The organism is Enterobacter sp. JBIWA008, from assembly GCF_019968765.1.
Taxonomy (GTDB): Bacteria; Pseudomonadota; Gammaproteobacteria; order Enterobacterales; family Enterobacteriaceae; genus Enterobacter.
The window spans coordinates 2,365,196-2,386,777 of sequence record NZ_CP074149.1 but is presented as its reverse complement, the minus strand read 5'-3'; the positions used below and the strand labels follow the sequence as shown (position 1 = coordinate 2,386,777).

The 21,582-nt window shown below is 61.7% G+C and carries 3 protein-coding genes; all 3 read right to left on the bottom strand.

Annotated elements, in window-relative coordinates; translation table 11 throughout:
- Window positions 1-34 precede the first annotated feature (34 nt).
- Window positions 35-1,210 carry an HlyD family type I secretion periplasmic adaptor subunit gene (locus KGP24_RS11585; protein WP_223563419.1) on the bottom strand — a complete coding sequence of 392 codons (1,176 nt, stop codon included), beginning with the start codon at window positions 1,208-1,210 and terminating at the stop codon, window positions 35-37.
- On the bottom strand, window positions 1,207-3,387 hold the full coding sequence (locus KGP24_RS11580; RefSeq protein ID WP_223563418.1) for a type I secretion system permease/ATPase: 2,181 nt from the start codon (window positions 3,385-3,387) through the stop codon (window positions 1,207-1,209). Before KGP24_RS11580 ends, KGP24_RS11585 begins: the two co-directional genes overlap by 4 nt.
- 176 nt (window positions 3,388-3,563) lie before the next feature.
- Window positions 3,564-21,569: an Ig-like domain-containing protein gene (locus KGP24_RS11575; protein WP_223563417.1), complete on the bottom strand. Its 18,006-nt coding sequence runs from the start codon at window positions 21,567-21,569 to the stop codon at window positions 3,564-3,566.
- Window positions 21,570-21,582 lie beyond the last annotated feature (13 nt).

Sequence of the window (21,582 nt, the reverse complement as noted above, 5' to 3'; positions counted from 1 at the left end):
CCAGCAGGCGTTCGGAGTTCCGAACGCCTTTCCACTATCGTTCCCGCAGCGCCTCTTTTGCCTTGTTCAGCGGTTTCAACAGATAATCCAGAATGGTTTTGCTGCCGGTTTTGATATCAACGGTGGCAATCATGCCCGGAAAGACCGGAAACTCCTGACCTTGCTTATTGGTCAGATGGTTACTGTCGGTACGAATATAGACGCGATAGTAGTAAACATCCCTTTTCACCTCATCCTGAAGGGTGTCAGGTGAAATCATGGTTACTTCCCCTTCCAGCCCGCCGTAAATGGAGTAGTCATAGGCCGTAATTTTAACCAGCGCTTTCTGGCCGGGATGGATAAACGCCACATCACGCGGCGAAATTTTCGCTTCAACCACCATCTGATCGTCAAGCGGGACAAGACTCATCAGCTTGCCGTTTGGCGGGATAACGCCGCCCACGGTGGTGACGTCAATATCTTTAACGATCCCGCGAACCGGTGCATTGAAGGTCAGCCGGGTCAGGGAGTCCTCACGCCCTTTCATCACCGAACGCTGGGCCTCAATCTCCGCATTGGCTTTTGCCAGCTCCTCGCGGGCGCGAACGTAATACTGGTTATTCATCTCGGTGATTTTATTCTCAAGCTCATTTTTTTGACGCTCAAGACGTAACACCTCAACCTTGCTGGCCGCTCCCTGAGTCACCAGTGGACGGGTTAACGACAGCTCACGCTGCACCAGTTCGGCGCCCTGACGCAAACCGGCCAGCCCTTTTTCGAGGCTTTCACGACGGGACTGGTAGAGTGCCGTTTCCTGTTTGACCAGCTCAACGTCGTCATCCAGCTCGTCCGGAAACGCGAGCTCCGTGTCGTTCACCTCAGCCTTCAGGCGCGCAGCGGTTGCCAGCGCCGCATTCAGGCGAGACTCGCTCTCCAGCACGCTCGACTCGGTTTTTGTCCGGTCAAGCTGCGCGAGCTGCTGCCCGCGTTCCACGATGTCACCTTCGTGCACCATCAGGCTGTGGATAATGCCGCCTTCAAGAGACTGGATGACCTGCTCATGAGAAGACGGTATGACCTTACCGCTGCCGGTCGTCACTTCATCAAGATGGAACAGGCTTGCCCAGGTGATAAACGCCGCCAGCAGGGCGAACAGCGACCATGCCACCAGTGACGAGCGCGGCAGGCGTGGCTCCTTCAGTCGACTATTGAAACGAGATAAATCATTCATGCCGCGCCCTCCTGTGCAACCGTCGCCGGCTTCATGGTCACGGTGCGCTGCGCCGTTTTCTGCGGCGCCATACCGTGCTGGTGCAGTATGGCGTCGCGCGGGCCGTCCATCACCACCTTGCCGTTTTCCAGCACGATGATGCGGTCGACCAGGTCCAGAATCGGCAGGCGATGCGTCGCCACGACCAGCGTCCGGCGTTTACCCAGCCATTTGTGAAGATGCTGAATAAACTGCTTCTCGCTCATTTCGTCCAGCCAGGCGGTAGGCTCGTCCAGCAGCAGGATATTCGGGGAGGTAATCAGCGCGCGCGCCAGCAGCAGCGCCTGACGCTGGCCGCCGGACAGCCCTGCTCCGCCCTCGTTGATAATGTAGTTCAGCCCCATTTTCTGTTTGCGCACAAACTCCAGCGCGCCGCTGTTCACCAGCGCCTGATGTATCTCATCGTCGGTCGCCAGCGGGTTGCCCATCAGAATGTTGTCCCGCACGGAGCCAAAGAACAGCCGGGCCTGCTGGCTGAGCAGCTGCATGTCGCGACGCACGTCGGCCGGGTCCAGATGATTGAGGGCAATATCGTCCAGCAGGATGCTGCCCTGCTGCGGCTCCTGCATGCCCGCCAGAAGCTGTAACAGCGTGCTTTTCCCTGAGCCATTCCGCCCAAGCACCGCAACGCGTTCCCCGGCGCGGATCTGCAGCTTGCTAATGTTGAGCACGGTAAGTTTCTCTTCCTCGTCGTAATAAAACCCGACGTCCTCAAGCGCATAGTCGCCGCGCAGGTGGGCTTTGTGCACCTTCTTGCCGTGCTGCGGATCGTCAATCGGACGCTGCATCAGGTCGTCCAGCCCCTTGCGGGCCACTTTTGCCGACTGCCAGCGCGAGAGCACGCCTGAGATCTGCGACAGCGGCGCGATGGTACGCGACGCCAGAATCGAGGTTCCCACCAGCGCACCGGTGGTCATGTCGCCGCTGATGACCAGGTAACAGCCCACCAGCAGTACCACCGCGTAGACGATGGACTGCACCTCCTGCGTCCACGTGAGCAGCAGGCCCGTCAGCCAGCGCTGCTTCATGCCGACGCTGGCGGCGACGTCGTTGGTGTTGTTCCACTGGTTCTGGAAACGCTGCTCGGCGCGCATCAGCTTGATGTCTTCAATGCCCTGCACCGCCTCCACCAGGGTGGCGTTACGAATGGCGGATTCACGCATCCCTTCGCTGGAGAGTTTCCCCAGCGGGCGCTGTACCAGCAGGCCCGGAATGAGCAGCAGCGGTACGGCGAGCAGAACCACCAGCACCAGCGGGCCGCCAATCATCCACAGAATAAAGACGAACAGCAGGAAGAACGGCAGATCGGAGATGGCCGCAATGGTTGTGGAGGTGATCAGCTCGCGCACCGACTCCAGCTCGCGGATCTGGACAATAAACGATCCGGTTGATTTCGAGCGCGCGCCGTTTTTAATCCGCAGCGCGTGGGCAAAAACGCGTTCAGAGATACGCAGATCGGCGCGTTTCCCCACCACGTCAGAAATATGCACGCGCAGCATGCGCATGATGAATTCGAACACGATGGCGATCATTACGCCGCCAAACAGGACCCACAGCGTGGCTTCCGACTGCGACGGTACCACCCTGTCATAGACCTGCATGGAAAAGACCATCCCGGAAAGCGCCAGCACGTTGGCGACCAGCGCCACCAGCATGATGTCGCTGTAGCGTCGCCAGTCCTTCAGCGCCAGCTGCCAGAACCAGTTTTTCTCATACGGTTTGATGTAGTCGTCCACGCGGGCATCCGGCGTGGACTCGAGTGGACGCAGCACCATCAGGCCTGTTAACCGTGAACCCAGCTCCTCACGCGTCAGCGTCGTCTCCAGCCCCACGTCGCCGCTAAACTGCAGGCTGACGTTGCCTTCTTTGTCCATGCGGTTAATGACCGCGATTTGTCCGCCGGTAAATTCCGCCAGCAGCGGCAGGCGCCAGGGATCGAGGGATACCGATTCAGCTGCCACCACACGCATCCCCAGCCCAAGCTGACGCGCCATCTCCTCCAGCACCAGCTGGCGTGGAGACTGGCTTTCATGGTTAATCGTTACCCGAACATGCTCCGCGGAAAAATCCAGCCGATAATGCTTCGCGATGATGAGCATGCCCTGCAGCCAGGGTTCGTACTGTGGATGTGTCTTCATAATGCTACGTCCTGTCCAGCGCGATAGTTACGCACTGAAATGATACCTTTACGGGATGATTGAAAAACGAACGCTCTCTAAACGAGCCCGCAAAATAATCTTGTGAAATATAGGGTTATGGCTATTCATGTAAAGAAACGCAAAAGGCCGCGAGGATCGCTCCCCGCGGCGTTGTTTTACGCAATCAACAGCTGATGATTCGCCAGCAGCGTCGCCAGATCCGTCTGCACGCCGTTCAGCGTCACCAGGGTGGTTGGCGAGAACTGACCGCCGGTACCGTCCAGGTCAACCTGAATTTCGGTATTACTGCCGTTCTGCACCACGCGGATGTAATCGCTGATATTGCCCGCGCTGCTGTCCAGCGTGGCCACGCCGTTCACGTAGCTCGCCGAGCCCGTGCCGGTGTAGCCGCTGCCGGAGAGCAGATCGCGCAGGTCAATACGATCCGTGTCCGCCGTCCCTTCCCAGGTGCCGACCGTAAAGCCGTTCACCACGTCGTGACCGTTACCGCCCGTTGCGTCTGAGGCATTGATCAGCTTGTAGAGCAACGTATCGTGACCGCCGCTGCCGATGTTGAAGGTGTCGTTCCCGCCGCGCCCTTCGAACTGGTTATCACCGCTGTTGCCGGTAATGACGTCGTCGAAGTCCGAGCCGTTAATGCCTTCAATGTTCAACAGCCGCGTGGTCCCGAAGCCGGTGTCCTGCGCGGTTGAAAGGCGCAGGTCAACGGTCACGCCGGAGGTCGCGTTGCGGTAATCCACCACGTCCATCCCGCCGGTGTTGCTCCAGGTGTCGTAGTCGGAATGGGTATTCCAGCCGCCGGAGCCGTTGTAGGTATAGGTGCCATCCTCTGCAATAAAGGTGTCGTTATACCCGGTCCCGGTGATAGTTCCGCTGTGGCCGCCGGTGGCGGCTTCGGCCGTCAGGACATAGCCCTCTTTGCCGTTGCCTGCCTCCAGGCCGCTCCAGGTCACATTGTCCGACACGCCGTTGGTGATCTTCAGGATCTCCGCCGAGTAGGTCTCATTCGGATCCAGACCGTAGAAGCTCACCAGCGCAGAGGTATCGTTCGACCCGATACCGGACTGGGCGTTGATGATCTGCGAGGCCACCAGCACGCCCGCAGAGTTGTACAGCTTGACCGTGTTGCCGTAGTAGGCGTTGATGCCCTCGCTGTCGACAATGTGCAGATGCATCGCGGTGCCGTCAGCAATGGTTTTGCTGTTTTGCACCAGCACCACCTTGCCGTTCTGCTGAGACACCAGCAGATCCTTAGCGCCGTCCCAGTTGTAGTCCACAGCCGCCACGCCGGTGGCGTAGGCAATGCCGGATGCCAGCTGGCTGGAGTTCCAGGTGGAACCGTAGCCGTTGTTGGTGAACAGCGTCGCCGTTTGTGCCCCGCCGTAGGTGCTGAGCTTGATGATGTCCATCTGCCCGTCACCGTTCCAGTCCACCGCCACTGACAGATAGCCGGCCGTGGCGTTAGAGGCTTCCACCGCGCTCTTGGTGGCAGAGAGCTTCCCGGTCCCGTCGTTGTAGTAAATCACCCCGCCGTTGTTGTTGTAGCTGCTGCCCAGGTAAAGATCCATGTAGCCATCGCCGTTGAAGTCCGCCCACGTCATGGACGCCGCCGTGGTGGTATTCGAGGCGTTTACCACAAACACGTTGGTCAGGTTCTGGCCGATAGAGAGCGTGCCGTTACCGTTGTTGTTGATCACGGTTAACGAGTACGCGCTGCTGCGGTTGGTGTGCTGAACAATATCCACCGTACCGTCGTTGTTCAGATCGACGCCGGAGATTTCGCGCCCGGAATCGAACTGACCGTAGAAACCCCCTTCGCCACCGGTGCCGTCCGGCGATAGAACGCCGTTGTTGTTCACCAGGTAGGTCAGTGAGTCCATGCCGGCGTCGCCGTAAGCTAAATCCAGATAACCATCACCGGTTTTGTCGTAAGCAATCACGCCGCCGTACCAGATGGTGGTCCCCATCGCCAGCTGGCTGGCGTTATAGGTGCTGCCATCGTAGGTCCACATCACCTGCGTTGACCCCGCGTAGGTATTTTCCGTCGCGAAGATATCCTGCGTGCCGTTACGGTCAAAGTCGGCGGCGGTCTGGCTCACCACGTAGTAGCCGCGGGTATTGGTCAGCGTATTTCCTGCATAGGTCGAACTATCGCTGCTGGAGTAAGACTGGCCGTTAGCAATGATATTCCACAGACCGCTGCTGTTAATGCCGAGGGTCATAGTGGAGTTGTTGCTGTTCCCCGCCGTGGTGGCCCAGTCGGTATTCACCGAGGTCGTATCAATTACCAGGCTGCCGGTCGCCGTGCCCGTGGTATTGCCGTTACCCGCGCTGCTCTTCACCTGCGCCGTCACGCTGTAGCTCGACACGCTGAGCGCATCGCTGTCCGGGATCTGCAGATACCAGGTGTTGTGATCCGGGTCGACCACCACCGCGCCGCCGGTCTGCGAGGTGTAGGTTTTTCCGTTCACCGTCACCACCAGGTATTCACCGTTCACCAGGTCAGCGGAGACGGTACCGCTGACAATCGGCGTGGTGTCCGACGTGGTCTGCGCGGTAATCGCCGCCGTGGTGGTCGGGATGCTGGTATCAACGTTCAGCACAAAGCCGTCGGATTCCGTGTAGTTACCGGCCCTGTCGGTGACGCGCACAATGTAGGTGTGGTTACCGTCGCTCAGGCCGTTGTCCTGGAAGGACCAGCTTGCGCTGCCGTTCATGGTCACCTGGCCGAGCAGGACGCCGTCACGATAGATCTGCACAATTTCACCGTCGTCCGGGGCGCGGTTAAGCGTCCCGTTGATCAGCGGCGAGTTATCGTCTGTTGCCACCGAGCTGCCAAAGGTGCCCTGACGTTCGCCTTCTCCGTCGGTATAGCTCACTACCGTGCCTACCGTGGTCGGCGGCGTGGTGTCCACCGTCACCACCTGAGAGGTGGTGGAGCCAACGTTGCCCGCCTGGTCGATAATCCGCACCTGGTAGGTGTAGTCCCCGTCAGGCAGATCGCGGGTATCGGTGTAGCTCCAGCGCTGGTTGGTGACCGTGGCGTCTGACCAGGTATTCCCGCCGTCCAGGCTGATCTGTACGCGCTCGTCGTTTGCCAGCGCGCTGCCCAGCGAACCGTTGATGGTCAGCGTGGTGTCCATGGTGATGAAATCACTGCCGGACTGGCCGGTATCGTCGCTGATGCTGTCGATGGTGATGCCGTACTGCGGCGCCTGGGTATCCACCGTCACCGCCTGCGAGGTGGTTGCCCCAACGTTCCCCGCCTGGTCGACGACCCGCACCTGGTAATTATGGCTGCCGTCGGTCAGGGTACGCGTATCGCTATAGCTCCACTGCGTACCGCTTACGGTGGCGTATACCCAGGTGCTGCCGCCGTCCATGCTCACCTGCACGAATTCACCCGCGCCAAGTTCAGCGCCGAGCGTTCCGTGCAGCGTGTACGAGGTCGAACTGGTCAGGAAGTCGTTATTGTCGAAGCCGGTATCCACGGTGATGTTATCCACGGTCACCGTAATCGTCGCATCCGGGGCGACCGTATCGACGGTCACCTGCTGATGAGCGCTGGCCCCTACGTTACCGGCCGCATCCACCACGCGGACGTAGTAGTCATAGGTCTGGTTACCCAGCGTGCGGCCGTCCACGTAGTACCAGCTGTTGCCGGTAACGATCACGTTCTGCCAGGTGACGCCGCCGTCAATGCTGATCTGGGCATACTCGCCGTCGGCCAGCGTCGCGCCGAGCGAGCCGTGCAGCGTCAGGGACGTATCGCGAGTGATAAAGTCGCTGCTGCTCAGGCCGGTATCGTCGCTGATGCTGTCGATGGCGATGGTTTTGCTGGCGTCCGGCGCAACGGTATCAATGGTCACCACCTGAGAGGCGGTGGCGCTGATGTTGCCCGCGTCGTCGATCACGCGCAGCTGGTAGTTGTAATCGCCGTCGGCCAGCGTGCGGCCATCAACATACGTCCAGCTCAGGCCGCTGACGCTGACGTCGGTCCAGGTGACGCCGCCGTCGAGGCTGATCTGCGCGTGGTCGCCGCTGCCCAGCGCCGCGCCGAGCGTCCCCTTCAGGCTGATCTGGTTGTCGCTGGTGATAAAGTCGCTGCCGGACAGACCGGTATCCTGCGTAATGGAATCCACGGTAATGGTGGTTGCCGCAGGCTTCGTCAGGTCAATCACCACGTCCTGGCTGTCCGTCGCCCCCACGTTGCCCGCGTTATCAATCACGCGCACCAGGTACTGATACGTGCCGTCCGTCAGGGTGCGGCCATCGGTGTAGCGCCAGGTGGTGCCGGTCACGGTCAGGTCAATCCAGGTGACGCCGCCATCCAGGCTGATCTGCGCCTTCTCGTTATTGCCGAGCTGCGCGGTCAGGGAGCCGTTGACCACGACCTTAGCGTCGTTGGTGATGAAATCACTCGCGCTCAGGCCGGTATCGTTTTGCAGCGAATCAATACCGATCCCCATCGACGGCGCCGTGAGATCCACGGTGACGGTGTGGTTATCGCTGGCGCTGTTGCCGATGGTGTTGCTCACCTGCGCGTTAATCACGTACGAACCGCCGTCTGCCAGCGCGGTCACGTCTGCGCTGCCGACCGTATAGCTCCAGGTGCCGTCATTCTGGACGGTAGCCGAATAGGTTTTACCGTTCAGCGTAATGGTCACCGTCTGGCCCGCCGGGGCGTCGGTGGTGCCGCTGACAATCAGCGGCGTACCGTGCTCGGCGGCGTTGACGATATCGTCCTGCGCAAAGGTGTTAATGGTGATGGTTGGGACATCGCCGTTCAGCGTCACGTCGTGCGTTGCGCTGCCCGGGTTGCCCGCCCTGTCGTTCACCGAAGCGGTGATGGTGTAATCCCCGTCGCTCAGGCCGAGGAAATCACGGCCCGGCACGAAGACCGACCACGATCCGTCCGCCCCGACGGTCGCCTGATAGCTGTGCCCGTTGAAGGAGACGGTCACCGTCTGGCCCTGTTCCGCCGTGGTCGTACCACGGATCGTCTGGCCCGCCAGCTGCTCCGCGTTGTTGACGATATCGTCATCGGCCACGGTGCTGATGGTCACGGTTGGCGCGACGGTATCTACCGTTAAGGTGTGCGTGGTCTGGCCGCTGTTACCTGCTTTGTCGTTGACCGAGGCGGTGACCGTCAGCGCGCCCTGGCTCAGGGCGGCCAGGTCTGCCGCCGGAACGTCGAGCGTCCATGTGCCGTCGTTTGCCACGGTTGCAGTGTAGGTTTTACCGCCCAGCGTCACGGTGACGGTCTGACCCGCTTCCGCGCTGGAAGAGCCGTGCACGGTCAACGGCTGCTGCGCTTCAAGCGCGTTCAGCATATCGTCAACCGACAGCGTCGCAATGCTGACCACCGGCGCAGTGGTATCCACGCTGATGCCGTGCGTCGCCGACGCGCTGTTGCCCGCGCTGTCCTGAGCCGACACGGACACCTGATAGCTCGCGCCATCGGCCAGCGCGCCCACGTCTGCGGCCGGTACGGTGGTCGTCCAGCTGCCGTCGCTCTGGATGGTGGCCGTATAGCTCTTGCCGTTCAGGGTCACGGTGACCTGAGTCCCGCTGGCGAGCTGGGCGCTGGAGCCGTTAATCACCAGTGACGAACCGGCTTCAACCGCGTTGATGACGTCGTCACCGCTAACGGTGTTCACCGTCAGCGCCACGGAGGCCGTATTCACCACCACATTGTGGGTCTGGGTGCTGCTGTTGCCCGCGCTGTCGGTAATCGTCGCGCTGAGGGTCACGGTGCCGTCTGTCAGCGCGGAAATCACGCTGGCCGGCACGCCCACGCTCCAGTTACCGCTGGCGTCAACGGTGGTGGTGTACTGGTTCGAACCAATGGTGATGACCAGCTTATCGCCGACGCTCGCGCCGGTTGCCGTGCCGCTGACAATCTGCGCCTGCCCGTGCTCCACGCTGTTGATGACGTCATCGCCCGCGACAGCGTTAAAGCTGACGGTCGGCGGCGTAGTATCAAGCGTAATCGCTTTGCCCGCGCTGCCCGGGTTACCCGCGGCGTCGCTCACGCTGGCCTGCACGGTGTAGCCGTTATCCGCCAGTGCGGACAGGTCGGTACCCGGCACGTTCACGCTCCAGATGCCGCCCTGCTGCACCTGCGCGGTATAGCTATTACCGCCGAGCGTCACGGTGACCGTCTGCCCGACTTCCGCCGTGGTGGTGCCGGAAATGACCACGCCCGAAGACGCTTCGCTGGCGTTAATCACGTTATCGCCTGCGACCGTATCAATGGTCACGGTTGGCGCGGTGGCGTCCACGCTGTACTCCCGGCCCGCCGAGGCGCTGTTGCCGTGCGCGTTGGTGACGCTCACCTGCACGCTGGCATCGCCGTCTTTCAGGCCCGCGAGATCACCTGACGGCACGGTTGCCGTCCAGTTACCTTCAGCATCCACCTTCGCGGTGTAAGTCTTGCCGCCGAAGGTGATGGTAACGGTCTGGTTTTCCTCCACGTTCGACGTGCTGCCGGACAGCACCAGATCCGCGCCTTTCTCCGCCGCGTTAATCACGTCGTCAGCGGCAATCGCATCAATGCTGACGGCAACGGCAGACAGATCGACGGTGACATCGTGGCTGATGGTCACCGGGTTGCCCGCCGCGCTCTGGCCAGCAACGGTCACGGTGACCGTGCCTGCTGCCAGGGCCCCGACGTCCGCAGCGGGGATCGCCGCGCTCCAGGTGCCGTCTGCCAGCACGGAGGCCGCATAGGTTTTGCCATTGAGGGTCACGGTGAGCGTAGTGCCTGCCGCCAGCCCGTCGCTGGTGCCGGTGACGATCAGATTCTGACCGTGCTCGATGCTGTTGATCACATCGTCGCCCGCCACGGTATCGACGCGCAGGCCCGGCAGGCTGGCGTCTATAACGATTTCGCGCTCACCCGCGCCGGTGTTGCCGTGGCCGTTGGTGACGGTTGCTGATACCGTCAGGTCACCGTTGCCCAGCGCCGTCAGGACGGACTCCGGCACATTCACGGACCATGTGAGATCGCTCTGCACCGTTGCGGTGTAGCTGTTGCCGCCAATAGTCACGGTGACCGTGTTGCCCGCTTCCGCGTTCGCCACCTTGCCGCTAATGGTCTGGCCCGCAGCCACTTCCGCCGCGTTGATGACGTTGTCGCCCGCCACGGTATTGATGGTGACGGTCGGCAGCGCGGTGTCGACCAGCAGGTTCGCGGTATTGCTGACGCTGTTGCCCACGCCGTTGGTCGCTGCTGCGTTCAGGGTGTAGTTGGCTTCGCCAAGACCCGCCAGATCCGCAGCCGGAACCGTCAGGCTCCAGGTGCCGTCTGCCGCCGTCGTGGCCGTGTAGTTTTTACCGTTGAGGGTCACGGTCACCACGGTGCCTTCCGCGAGGTTGGCGCTGGTGCCGCTGACGTTCAGATCCTGACCCTTCTCCGCCGCGTTCAGCACGTTATCGCCGCTGATGGCGTTGAACGCCACGGACGGCAGACCGGTATCGACGATCACGTCATGGCTGTCTGTACCGGTGTTGCCCGCCGCGTCGGTGACTGACGCAGTGACGGTCACGGTGCCGTCCTGCAGGCCAGAAATGACGCTTGCCGGTACGCCCACGCTCCAGTTCCCCGCCGCGTCCAGCACGGTGGTGTAAGTCTGCCCGCCGATGGTGACGGTGACCTTATCGCCCGCTGCCGCGCCGGTGGCGGTGCCGCTGACGATTTGCGCCTGAGCGTGCTCAGCGATGTTAATCACATCGTCGCCCGCCACGGTGCTGATGGTCACCGCAGGAACGGTCACGTCCACCGTCAGAGTGTGATCCACGGACGCCGGGTTGCCCGCCTTGTCGCTGACGCTCGCCGTCACGGTGACGCTGCCGTCGCCGAGCGATGCCAGATCCGCTGCCGGAACGTTCAGCGTCCAGCTGCCGTCCGCGCCTGCGGTTGTGGTGTAGTTTTTGCCGTTCAGCGACACGGTCACGGTCTGACCCGCTTCGGCGGTAGTGGTGCCGGACACGGTCAGATCGCTCTTCGCTTCTGCGGCATTCAGAATATCGTCGGTCGCCAGGGTATGAATGGTCACGGACGGCGCGGTTGCATCCACGCTGTACTCGCGACCCGCCGAGGCGCTGTTACCGTTCACGTTAGTGACGCTCACCTGCACGCTGGCGTCGCCATCCTTGAGGTGTGCCAGGTCCGCAGACGGTACGGTGTAAGTCCAGTTACCGCTGTCGTCCACTGTCGCGCTATAGATTTTGCCGTTCAGGCTGATGGTCACGGTCTGCCCGGCTTCCACGTTGGTGGTCGCACCGGACAGCACCAGATCCGCGCCCTTCTCCGCCGCGTTAATCACGTCGTCGGTGGCGATGGCGTCAATGCTGATGGCAACGGTCGCCAGATCCACCGTCACATCGTGGCTGATGGTAATCGGGTTGCCCGCTGAACTGTCGCCGGTAACGCTGATTTTGACGCTGCCTTCCGGCCACGCGCTCACGTCGGTGGACGGGATCGCCGCGCTCCAGGTGCCGTCCGCCAGCACCGTAGCCGCATAGTCTTTACCGTTGACGGTGACGGTCAGCGCCGTGCCTGCCGCCAGGCCGTCGCTGGAACCGCTGACAATCAGGTTCTGCGCGTGCTCAATGGTGTTGATCACGTCATCACCCGCCACGGTGTCGACGCGCAGACCCGGCAGGTTAGCGTCGATAGCAATTTCGCGCTCGCCGGTGCCGGTGTTGCCGTGGCCGTTAGTGACGGTCGCCGTTACGCTCAGGCTGCCGTTGCCCAGCGCGGTCAGCACGTCAGACGGCACGTTCACGGACCAGGTCAGATCGCTCTGCACCGTTGCGGTGTAGCTGTTGCCGCCAATGGTTACGGTGACGGTGTTGCCCGCTTCGGCATTCGCCACGCTACCGCTCAGGGTCTGGCCTGCAGCCACTTCCGCCGCGTTGATGATGTTGTCGCCCGCCACGGTATTGATGGTGACGGTCGGCAGCGCGGTGTCCACCAGCAGGTTCGCGGTGTTGCTGACGCTGTTGCCCACGCCGTTGGTGGCGGTCGCATTCAGGGTATAATTGGCCTGGCCGAGACCCGCCAGATCCGCTGCCGGAACGGTCAGGCTCCAGGTGCCGTCTGCCGCCGTCGTCGCCGTATAGTTTTTACCGTTCAGCGTCACGGTCACCACGGTGCCTTCCGCGAGGTTGGCGCTGGTGCCGCTGACGCTCAGATCCTGACCTTTTTCAACGGCGTTCAGGACGTTGTCATCGCTGATAGCGTTGAAATTCACCGATGGCAGACCGGTATCGACGGTCACGTCATGGCTGCCGATGCCGGTGTTGCCCGCCGCGTCGGTGACTGACGCAGTAACGGTCACGGTGCCGTCGCTGAGGCCGGAAATCACGTTCGCCGGTACGCCGACGCTCCAGTTCCCCGCCGCGTCCAGCACGGTGGTGTAAGTCTGGCCGCCAATCGTGACGGTGACCTTATCGCCTGCTGCCGCACCGGTGGCGGTGCCGCTGATGATTTGCGCCTGGCCGTGTTCTGCGATGTTAATGACATCGTCGCCCGCAACGGTATTGATAGTCACCGCAGGCACGGTGATATCTACCGCCAGGTTGTGATCCACGGACGCCGGGTTACCCGCTTTATCGCTTACCGATGCGGTAACGGTCACGCTGCCGTCGGTTAATCCAGCCAGATCCGCCGCCGGAACGTTCAGCGTCCAGCTGCCGTCTGCGCTGACGGTTGTGGTGTAGTCTTTGCCGTTCAGCGACACGGTGATCGTCTGGCCCGCTTCGGCGGTGCTGGTACCGGACACGGTCAGATCGCTTTTCGCTTCGGCGGCATTCAGAATGTCGTCGGTCGCCAGGGTATTGATGGTCACGGACGGTGCGGTCGCATCCACGCTGTACTCGCGACCCGCCGAGGCGCTGTTACCGTTCACGTTGGTGACGCTCACCTGCACGCTGGCGTCGCCGTCTTTCAGACCAGCCAGATCGGCCGCTGGCACCGTGGCGGTCCATTTACCGTCAGCTTCCACCGTGGCGGTGTAATTCTTGCCGCCGAAGGTAATGGTAACGGTCTGGTTTGCTTCCACGTTCGAGGTAGTGCCGGAGAGCACCAGATCCGCGCCCTTCTCGGCGGCGTTAATCACATCATCGGTGGCAATGGCGTCAATGCTGATGGCAACGCTCGCCAGATCCACCGTCACATCGTGGCTGATGGAAACCGGGTTACCGGCGCTGCTCTGGCCCGCAACGGTCACGGTAACCGTGCCTGCACTCAGTGCGCCGACCTCCGCGGCCGGGATCGCCGCGCTCCAGGTGCCGTCCGCCAGCACGGTCGCCGGATAGGTTTTGCCGTTTACGGTCACGGTCAGCGCCGCGCCAGCCGTCAGCCCGTCGCTGGAACCGGTGATAATCAGGTTCTGCCCGTGTTCGATGCTGTTGATCACGTCGTCACCCGCCACGGTATCCACGCGCAGGCCCGGCAGGTTAGCGTCGATAGTGATATCGCGCTCGCCCGTTCCGCTATTGCCCACGCCGTTCGTGACGCTGGCTGACACGGTCAAATCGCCGTTGCCCAGCGCGTTCAGAACCGATTCCGGCACGTTAACGGACCAGGTGAGATCGCTCTGCACCGTTGCGGTGTAGCTGTTACCGCCAATGGTCACGGTCACGGTGTTGCCCGCTTCGGCATTCACCACCTTGCCGCTGATGGTCTGGCCGGCTGCCAGCTCCGCCGCGTTAATGACGTCGTCACCTGCAATGGCGTTGATAATCACGCCCGGCAGAACGGATTCCACGTTCACGGTGTGTGACGTGCTGGTATTGTTGCCGACGCTGTCCGTTGCCGATGCGGTAACGGTGTACAACGCTTCACCCAGTTGGCTTACTTGATCCGCCGGAACGGTAGTGGTCCATTTCCCGTTGCTATCGACCATCGCGCTGTACGCTTTGCCGTTCAGCATCACGCTCACCACCGCGCCTGCCGCCAGGCCGAAAGCCGTACCTGAGATCGTCAGATCCTGAGTTTTATCGGCGTTGTTGATCACATCGTCACCGGAAACGGTGTCGATGGTCAGCACCGGCGCGGTCAGGTTCACCGCCACGCCGTGGGTGGCGCTGTTGCTGTTGCCCGCTTTATCGGTCAGCGCCGCGGTAATGGTGTAATCCCCCGCGGCCAGCGCGGTTACGTCCGCCGCAGGTACGCCTACGATCCAGCTGCCTGAGGCATCCAGGGTGGCGGTGTACGATTTGCCGTTGAGGGTCACGGTGACCACGTCGCCCGCCGCCGCGCCGGTTACGGAACCCGTGACAATCAGCGCCTGCGCATGCTCGGCGCTGTTGATCACGTCGTCGTCGGAAACGGTGTGGATGGTCAACTGCGGGACGGTGGTATCGACCAGCACGTCGCGATCCGCTGAGGCCGGATTGCCCGCCTTATCAGAGACGGCCGCGCTGATGGTGTAGTTGCCGTCGGTAATACCGCTCAGATCCGCGGACGGCACGGTCACGCTCCAGCTGCCGTTTGCCTGGACGGTGGTGGTGTAGTCCACGCCGTTCAGCGTTACGGTGACGGTTTGACCCGCTTCGGCGCTGGTCACGCCGTTAACGACCAGATCCTGCTGCGCTTCGGCCGCATTGATGATGTTGTTGTCGCTGACAATTTCAATAGACACCGTCGGCGCGGTGGCGTCCACGCTGTACTCGCGGCCTGCCGACGCGCTGTTGCCGTTCACGTTGGTGACGCTCACCTGCACGCTGGCATCGCCGTCTTTCAGGCTGCCCAAATCGGCAGACGGTACGGTCGCCGTCCAGTTGCCGCTGGCATCGACCGTCGCGGTGTACGACTTGCCGCCGAAGGTAATGGTAACGGTCTGGTTTTCTTCCACGTTGGTGGTCGAGCCGGACAGCACCAGGTCCGCGCCTTTCTCCGCCGCGTTGATCACGTCGTCAGCGGCAATCGGGTCAATGCTGATGGCGACTGCCGCCAGATCCACCTTCACGTCATGGCTGATGGAAACCGGATTACCCGCCGCGCTCTGGCCTTCCACGGTCACGGCGATCGTGCCCGCATTCAGCGCGCTGACGTCTGCCGCCGGAATGGCCGCCGTCCAGGTCCCGTCCGCCAGCACGGTTGCGGCGTAGGTTTTGCCGTTGACGGTCACCGTTAACGCCGCGCCCGTTGCCAGGCCTTCACTGGAGCCGGTGATAATCAGGTTTTGAGCGTGCTCAATGCTGTTGATCACATCGTCGCCCGCCACGGTATCGACGCGCAGGCCCGGCAGGTTGGCGTCAATGGTGATGTCGCGCTCGCCGGTTCCGGTGTTGCCGTGGCCGTTAGTGACGCTGGCTGTCACCGTCAGATCGCCGTTACCGATGGCGGTTAAGACCGTGGACGGCACGTTGACCGACCAGCTCAGATCGTCCTGAACCGTTGCGATATACGTATTTCCGCCGATTGAAACAGTGACAGTGTCACCGCTCGCCGCACCGCTCACTTTGCCGCTTAGGGTCTGTCCGGCAGCCACTTCCGCTGCGTTAATGACATCGTCCATGGCGACAGGATTGATGGTGACCTGCGGCAGAGCGCTGTCGACCAGCACAGTGTGGCCGGTGCTCGCGCTGTTGCCCGCGCTGTCGGTTACGCTCGCCGTCACGACGTAGCTCGCTTCGCCCAGCGCAGAAACATTTGCCGCCGGAACGGTTACGCTCCAGCTGCCGCTGGCGTCTGTGGTGGCCGTATAGGCGATCCCGTTCAGGGTCACCGTAATGGTGGTTCCGTCCGGCTGGTTGCTGGTGCCGGACACCAGCAGATCCTGACCTTTCTCGGTCGCGTTAATCACGTCGTCAACCGCCAGGGTATCGATAGTAACCACCGGCGCGGTCAGGGAGACGTCAAACTCGTGCGTCGCGGTGGTGCTGTTACCGGCTTTATCGGTGAGGGTCGCGGAGATCGTCTGTTCGCCGTTTGCCAGCGCGCCCACGTCCGTCGCCGGAACGCCCACGCTCCAGCTGCCGGACGCGTCCAGCATGGCGGTGTAGTCTTTCCCGTTCAGGGTCACGGTAATCACGTCGCCCGCCTGCGCGCCCGTTACCTTACCGGAGACGATCAGCGCCTGGCCGTGCTCGGCAATATTCACGACGTCGTCGCCCGCAACGATGTTGAACGAAATCTGCGGTACGGTAGTGTCGACCAGCACCGAGGAGCCCGCGCTGGCCGGGTTGCCTGCCTTATCGGACACGGTCGCCGTTACCGCCGCGCTGCCGTCGGTGATGCCTGCCATATCAGCCGCCGGAACGTCGAGCGTCCAGCTGCCGTCCTCCTGCACCTGCGCGGTGTACTGATTGCCGTTGAAGGTCACGGTGACCGTCTGGCCTGCTTCGGCAGTAGAGGTACCGCTCAGGGTCAGATCCTGCGCCGCCTCCGCCGCGTTCAGCATATTGTCATGGCTGATGGTGTCGATGGTCACCGCCGGCGCGGCGGTATCGACGCTGAATTCCTGCGCCGAAGATGCCGCGTTGCCGTTCACGTTGGTGACGTTTACCTGCACGCTGGCGTCGCCGTCTTTCAGGCCGCTCAAATCGGCAGCCGGTACGGTCCAGGTCCAGTCGCCGCTGGCATCTACCGTCGTGGTATACGTTTTCCCTGCGAAGGTAATGGTGACGGTCTGGCCCGCTTCAACGTTGGACGTGGTGCCGGAAAGCACCAGATCCTGGCCTTTCTCCGCCGCGTTGAGCACGTTATCGTCGGTCACGCTGCTGATGGTGATGGCGACAGGCGCGAGATCGACATCCACGACGGTGCCGATAGCCACCGGGTTACCGGAAGCATCCTGCGCACTTGCCTTGATATCCAGCGAACCGTCCGCCCACTGGGATACATCGGCCGCCGGTACCGCCGCCTGCCAGGTGCCGTCCGCCATGACCGACGCAGAGTAATCCTTGCCGTTGATGGTCACGGTCACGGTGCTGCCCGCCGCCAGATCGGTGCTGGTACCGGACACAATCAGGTTCTGAGCGTGTTCAATCACGTTGATCACGTCGTCGCCTGCGACCGTATCAATACGCAGCCCCGGAAGCTGGGCGTCGATGGTGAAGTCGAGCGAAGAAGAGCCGGTATTGCCGTGCGCGTTGGTCACGCTGGCGGATACGGTGAGGTCGCCGTTGCCGAGCGCGGTTAACTGGCTCTCGCTTAACGGCAGGCTCCAGGTGAGATCGTCCTGCACGGTGGCAGTGTATGTCTGGCCGCCCAGGATAATCGTGACGGTGTCACCTGACGCCGCATTTGTCACCTTACCGGTCAGGGTTTGCCCTACAGCCACTTCCGCTGCGTTAACGATATTGTCGCCCGCCAGCGTGTCGATCGTTACCACCGGCAGCGAGCTGTCCACCAGCACATCGTGTGAGGTTGAGGCGCTGTTGCCTACGCTATCTGTGACGCTCGCCGTCACGGTGTAATGGGCCTCTCCCAGCGCGCTTACGGCCGAGGCCGGTACGGTCACGCTCCAGCTACCGCTGGCGTCAGCGGTGGCCGTGTACTGAATGCCGTTCAGGGTCACCGTAATGGTCGTGCCTTCCGGCTGGTTGCTGGTGCCGGAGAGCAGCAGATCTTCGCCCTTTTCGGTCGCGTTGATCACGTCGTCCGCAGCCAGCGTGTTGATACCGATGACAGGCGTCACGGTATTCACCACCACATCCAGTGAACTGCTTCCGGTGTTACCGGATCTGTCGGTCACGGAGACGTCGATGGTCCAGGTGCCGTCTGTCAGGCTCTGCACTACTGACGCAGGCAGGCCGAGGCTCCAGTTGCCGGATGCATCCACCACGGTGGTGTAATCGACGCTGTTAATGGTGATGGTGACCAGGTCGCCTGCCGCCGCACCGGTGACGGAGCCGCTCAGGATCTGCGCCTGTGAATGGGCGAGCTGGTTGACAGTGTTGGTGTCGGTAACAAAGTCGTTAATGGTCACCTGCGGTACGGTCGCGTCCACCAGCCCCACGCGATCTGCGCTGCTGGCGTTGCCCGCCACGTCGCTCACGGTTGCCGTCACGGTCACGATGCCATCCGTCAGGGCACCAACGTCAGCCGCCGGGACGCTTAGCTGCCAGGTACCGTCCGTCTGGACCGTGGTCTGATACGTTTTGCCGTTCAGCGTCACGGTGACCGTCTGGCCCGGTTCCGCAGTGCTGCTGCCGCTTAACAGTAAATCCTGCTGCGCTTCAGCCGCATTGATGATGTTGTCGTCGGTCAGGTTATCGAGCGTAATCGCCGGCGGCTGCGTATCCACCGTGACCACGCGCGACGCGTCTGCGCTGTTGCCGCTGACGTTAGTGACGCTGACGCTCACCTGCGCGCGCCCGTCGATCAGGGTTTCCATGGCGCTGGCGGGCACGGTCAGGCTCCAGGAGCCATCCTGCTGCACCTGCGCGGTGAAGGTCTGGTCGGCGAATTTCACCACCACGGTCTGCCCCGCCTCCACGCCCTGCGTCTGGCCGGAAAGGGTTAAATCACTGCCTTTTTCTGCCGCATTCAGCAGGTCATCGCCGGAGACGGTATCAATGGTGACCGCCACGGCATTCAGATCGAGCTCAATCGGGTGTTCAGCCGCAACGGTATTGCCCCAGGCATCTACCGCGCTGACGCTAACCGTCATGCCGCCCGCCGTCCAGGCCTGCAGGTCCGCCGCCGGAACGCCGATCTGCCAGCTGCCGCTGGCGTTAACCGCGGTGACGTACTCAACGTTGTTGATGGTGACGATAATCTGCGTGCCCGCGGCCAGATGACTGCTGGAGCCGGTGACGCTCAGATCCTGCTGCTGTTCGATGGCGTTGATCACGTCATCGCCGGAAATAGTGTTCACGCGCAGACCCGGCAGTTCCGCGTTGATATTGATATCACGCTCGCCGGTGCCGGTATTGCCGTGCCCGTTGGTCACCGATGCGGTGAAGGTTAAATCCCCATCGCCGAACGCCTGAAGATCCGCTGCTGGGATTTTCACGCTCCAGGTCAGGTCGCTGCCAACCGTCGCGGTGTAGCTCTTGCCGCCTGCGGTGATGGAGACGGTATCGCCCGCCGCCGCGCCGGTAACGCGACCGCTGAGGGTTTGATCGACGCCCGATTCAGCGTTATTGACCAGGTTGTCACCCGCAAACGTATTGATAATGACCTGCGGAAGAACGGTATCCACCAGCAGATTCGCGTCGGCAGAACCGCTGTTACCCACGCTGTCGGTACCGCTGACGCTGACGGTATAAAGCGTGTTCGCCAGATTCAGTACGTCCGAAACCGGCACCTGGACCGCCCAGATACCGTTTTCGACGGTGGCCTGATAGTTGACGTTGTTAAGGGTCACGGTGACGGTGGTGCCGTCCGGCAGGTTGCTGGTGCCGGTCAGGCTCAGCGGCTGCATCGCTTCCTGGGCATTCAGGACGTTGTCCTGGCTGATGGCGTCAATCGTAAATTCTGGCGGGTGTCCACTCAGCGTAATGCCGTGGGTGGCATTGCCGGTGTTGCCCGCCGCGTCGGTTACGGAAACTGAAATCGTATGGTTACCTTCCCCCAGCGCGCCCAGCACGGATGCAGGAACGCCCACGCTCCAGCTGCCGTCCGCCAGCACCACGCCGGTGAAGGACTGGCCGCCAACGGTCACGGTGACCACATCGCCCGCGGCGGCGCCGTTTGCCTGCCCGGATATAATCTGCGCCTGCCCCTGCTCGCTGATATTGAGGATATCGTCGCCCGCCACGGTATGGATCGTAACGACCGGCGCGGCGGTATCAACCGTGAAATCTGCCGTCACGGACGAGCCGTTGCCCGCTTTGTCGCTAACGTTAACCGTCAGGGTGTGATTACCCTCATTGAGGGCCTGCACGTCGTTCGCGGCAAGCGTGACGGACCAGGTGCCGTCGCTGCCCACCGTGGCGTTGTAGTTTTTACCGTTCAGCGTGACCGTGACGATCTGACCAGCTTCCGCATTCGTTTTACCGGTCAGGGTCAGCGGCTGGTTGTGCTCAGCCGCATTAATGATGTTGTCCTGCGCGAGGGTATCGACAGAGAGCGTTGGCGCGGTGGTATCCACGCCAATCGTCTGGCTTCCGCTGACGGTGTTACCCGCCGCGTCTTTACCGCTCACGTTGACCGTCCAGGTTCCGTCGCCCAGCGCCTGCGCGTCCGCCGCAGGCACGTCAACGCGCCATGCGCCGTCTGCCCCTACTTCAGCCGCGTAGGTTTTGCCGTTCAGCGTCACGGTGAGTGCGGTACCCTGCGCCAGGTTTTTGCTGGCACCGGAAAGCGTAAAGCCCGCGGACTGCTCGCTGGCGTTCAGCACGTTATCGCCCGCCGTGGTGGCCAGCGTAATGGCGGCATCGGCGGTAGAGACCGTCACGGTGATACTGCCCGCAGAGGTGGTTTTACTGCCGTCGATCTGTACGACTGACCAGGTGTGCTCCCCGTCCGTCTGGGTCGGTAATATTACCGTCCACGTGCCGTCTTTACCGACCATGGTGCTGGCAATGGTGCTGCCGCTGCTGTCTTTGATCTGGATGGTCGCGCCCGGCTGGCCGGTACCGCTAAAGGTTGGGTTGCTGTCGTCCGTGATCTCGTTTGCACTCAGCACGCCCTGCTTGTCACCCGCTTTATCCGACAGCAAAAAGGTCGGCGTGGCGCTTTCAACTTCTTTAGTATTATCAATGACTTTTGTTTTATTTTCGCCGTCACCGCCGTTTGCCAGCAGAGCCCCAATGGCACCGCCGCCTAACGCAGCCCCCGCAATCCAGCCCCACGGCGCGTCGCTTAAAACGCTTTCCTGCTCGAGAAAAGGTTGAATGCTGCTAATCGGCGTGGCCTGGGCGGTTAACTCGGTCACCACAGCGCCTGACGCTTCCCCGGCATCGGCAAAAGAAATATGCGTCAGCTCCTGACGGTCGTTGAACACCAGCTCTGACTGATTATGCGTTTCAGGATCCTCTACGAAATAGTTATTGCAGCGAATTACGCTGCCATCTTTCATATAAATGAGGAGATCTTTACCCTGGCGGACATAACGCGCCACATCCTGAGCAGAACCCTGGATTTCAATCACGCTCGGCGATGAAATAGAGACCGACAGATTTCCGTCGCCGGTTAATTTCGTTTTCTCCGCCGTTTTGCGAATGATGACATCAACAACTTTTATGTTACTCATATTCTTCTCCTTA

Bases quoted from the DNA above. Each gene is read 5' to 3' on its own strand.
- KGP24_RS11585 (WP_223563419.1), bottom strand. From the start codon at position 1,210: ATGAATGATTTATCTCGTTTCAATAGTCGACTGAAGGAGCCACGCCTG.
- KGP24_RS11580 (WP_223563418.1), bottom strand. From the start codon at position 3,387: ATGAAGACACATCCACAGTACGAACCCTGGCTGCAGGGCATGCTCATC.
- KGP24_RS11575 (WP_223563417.1), bottom strand. From the start codon at position 21,569: ATGAGTAACATAAAAGTTGTTGATGTCATCATTCGCAAAACGGCGGAG.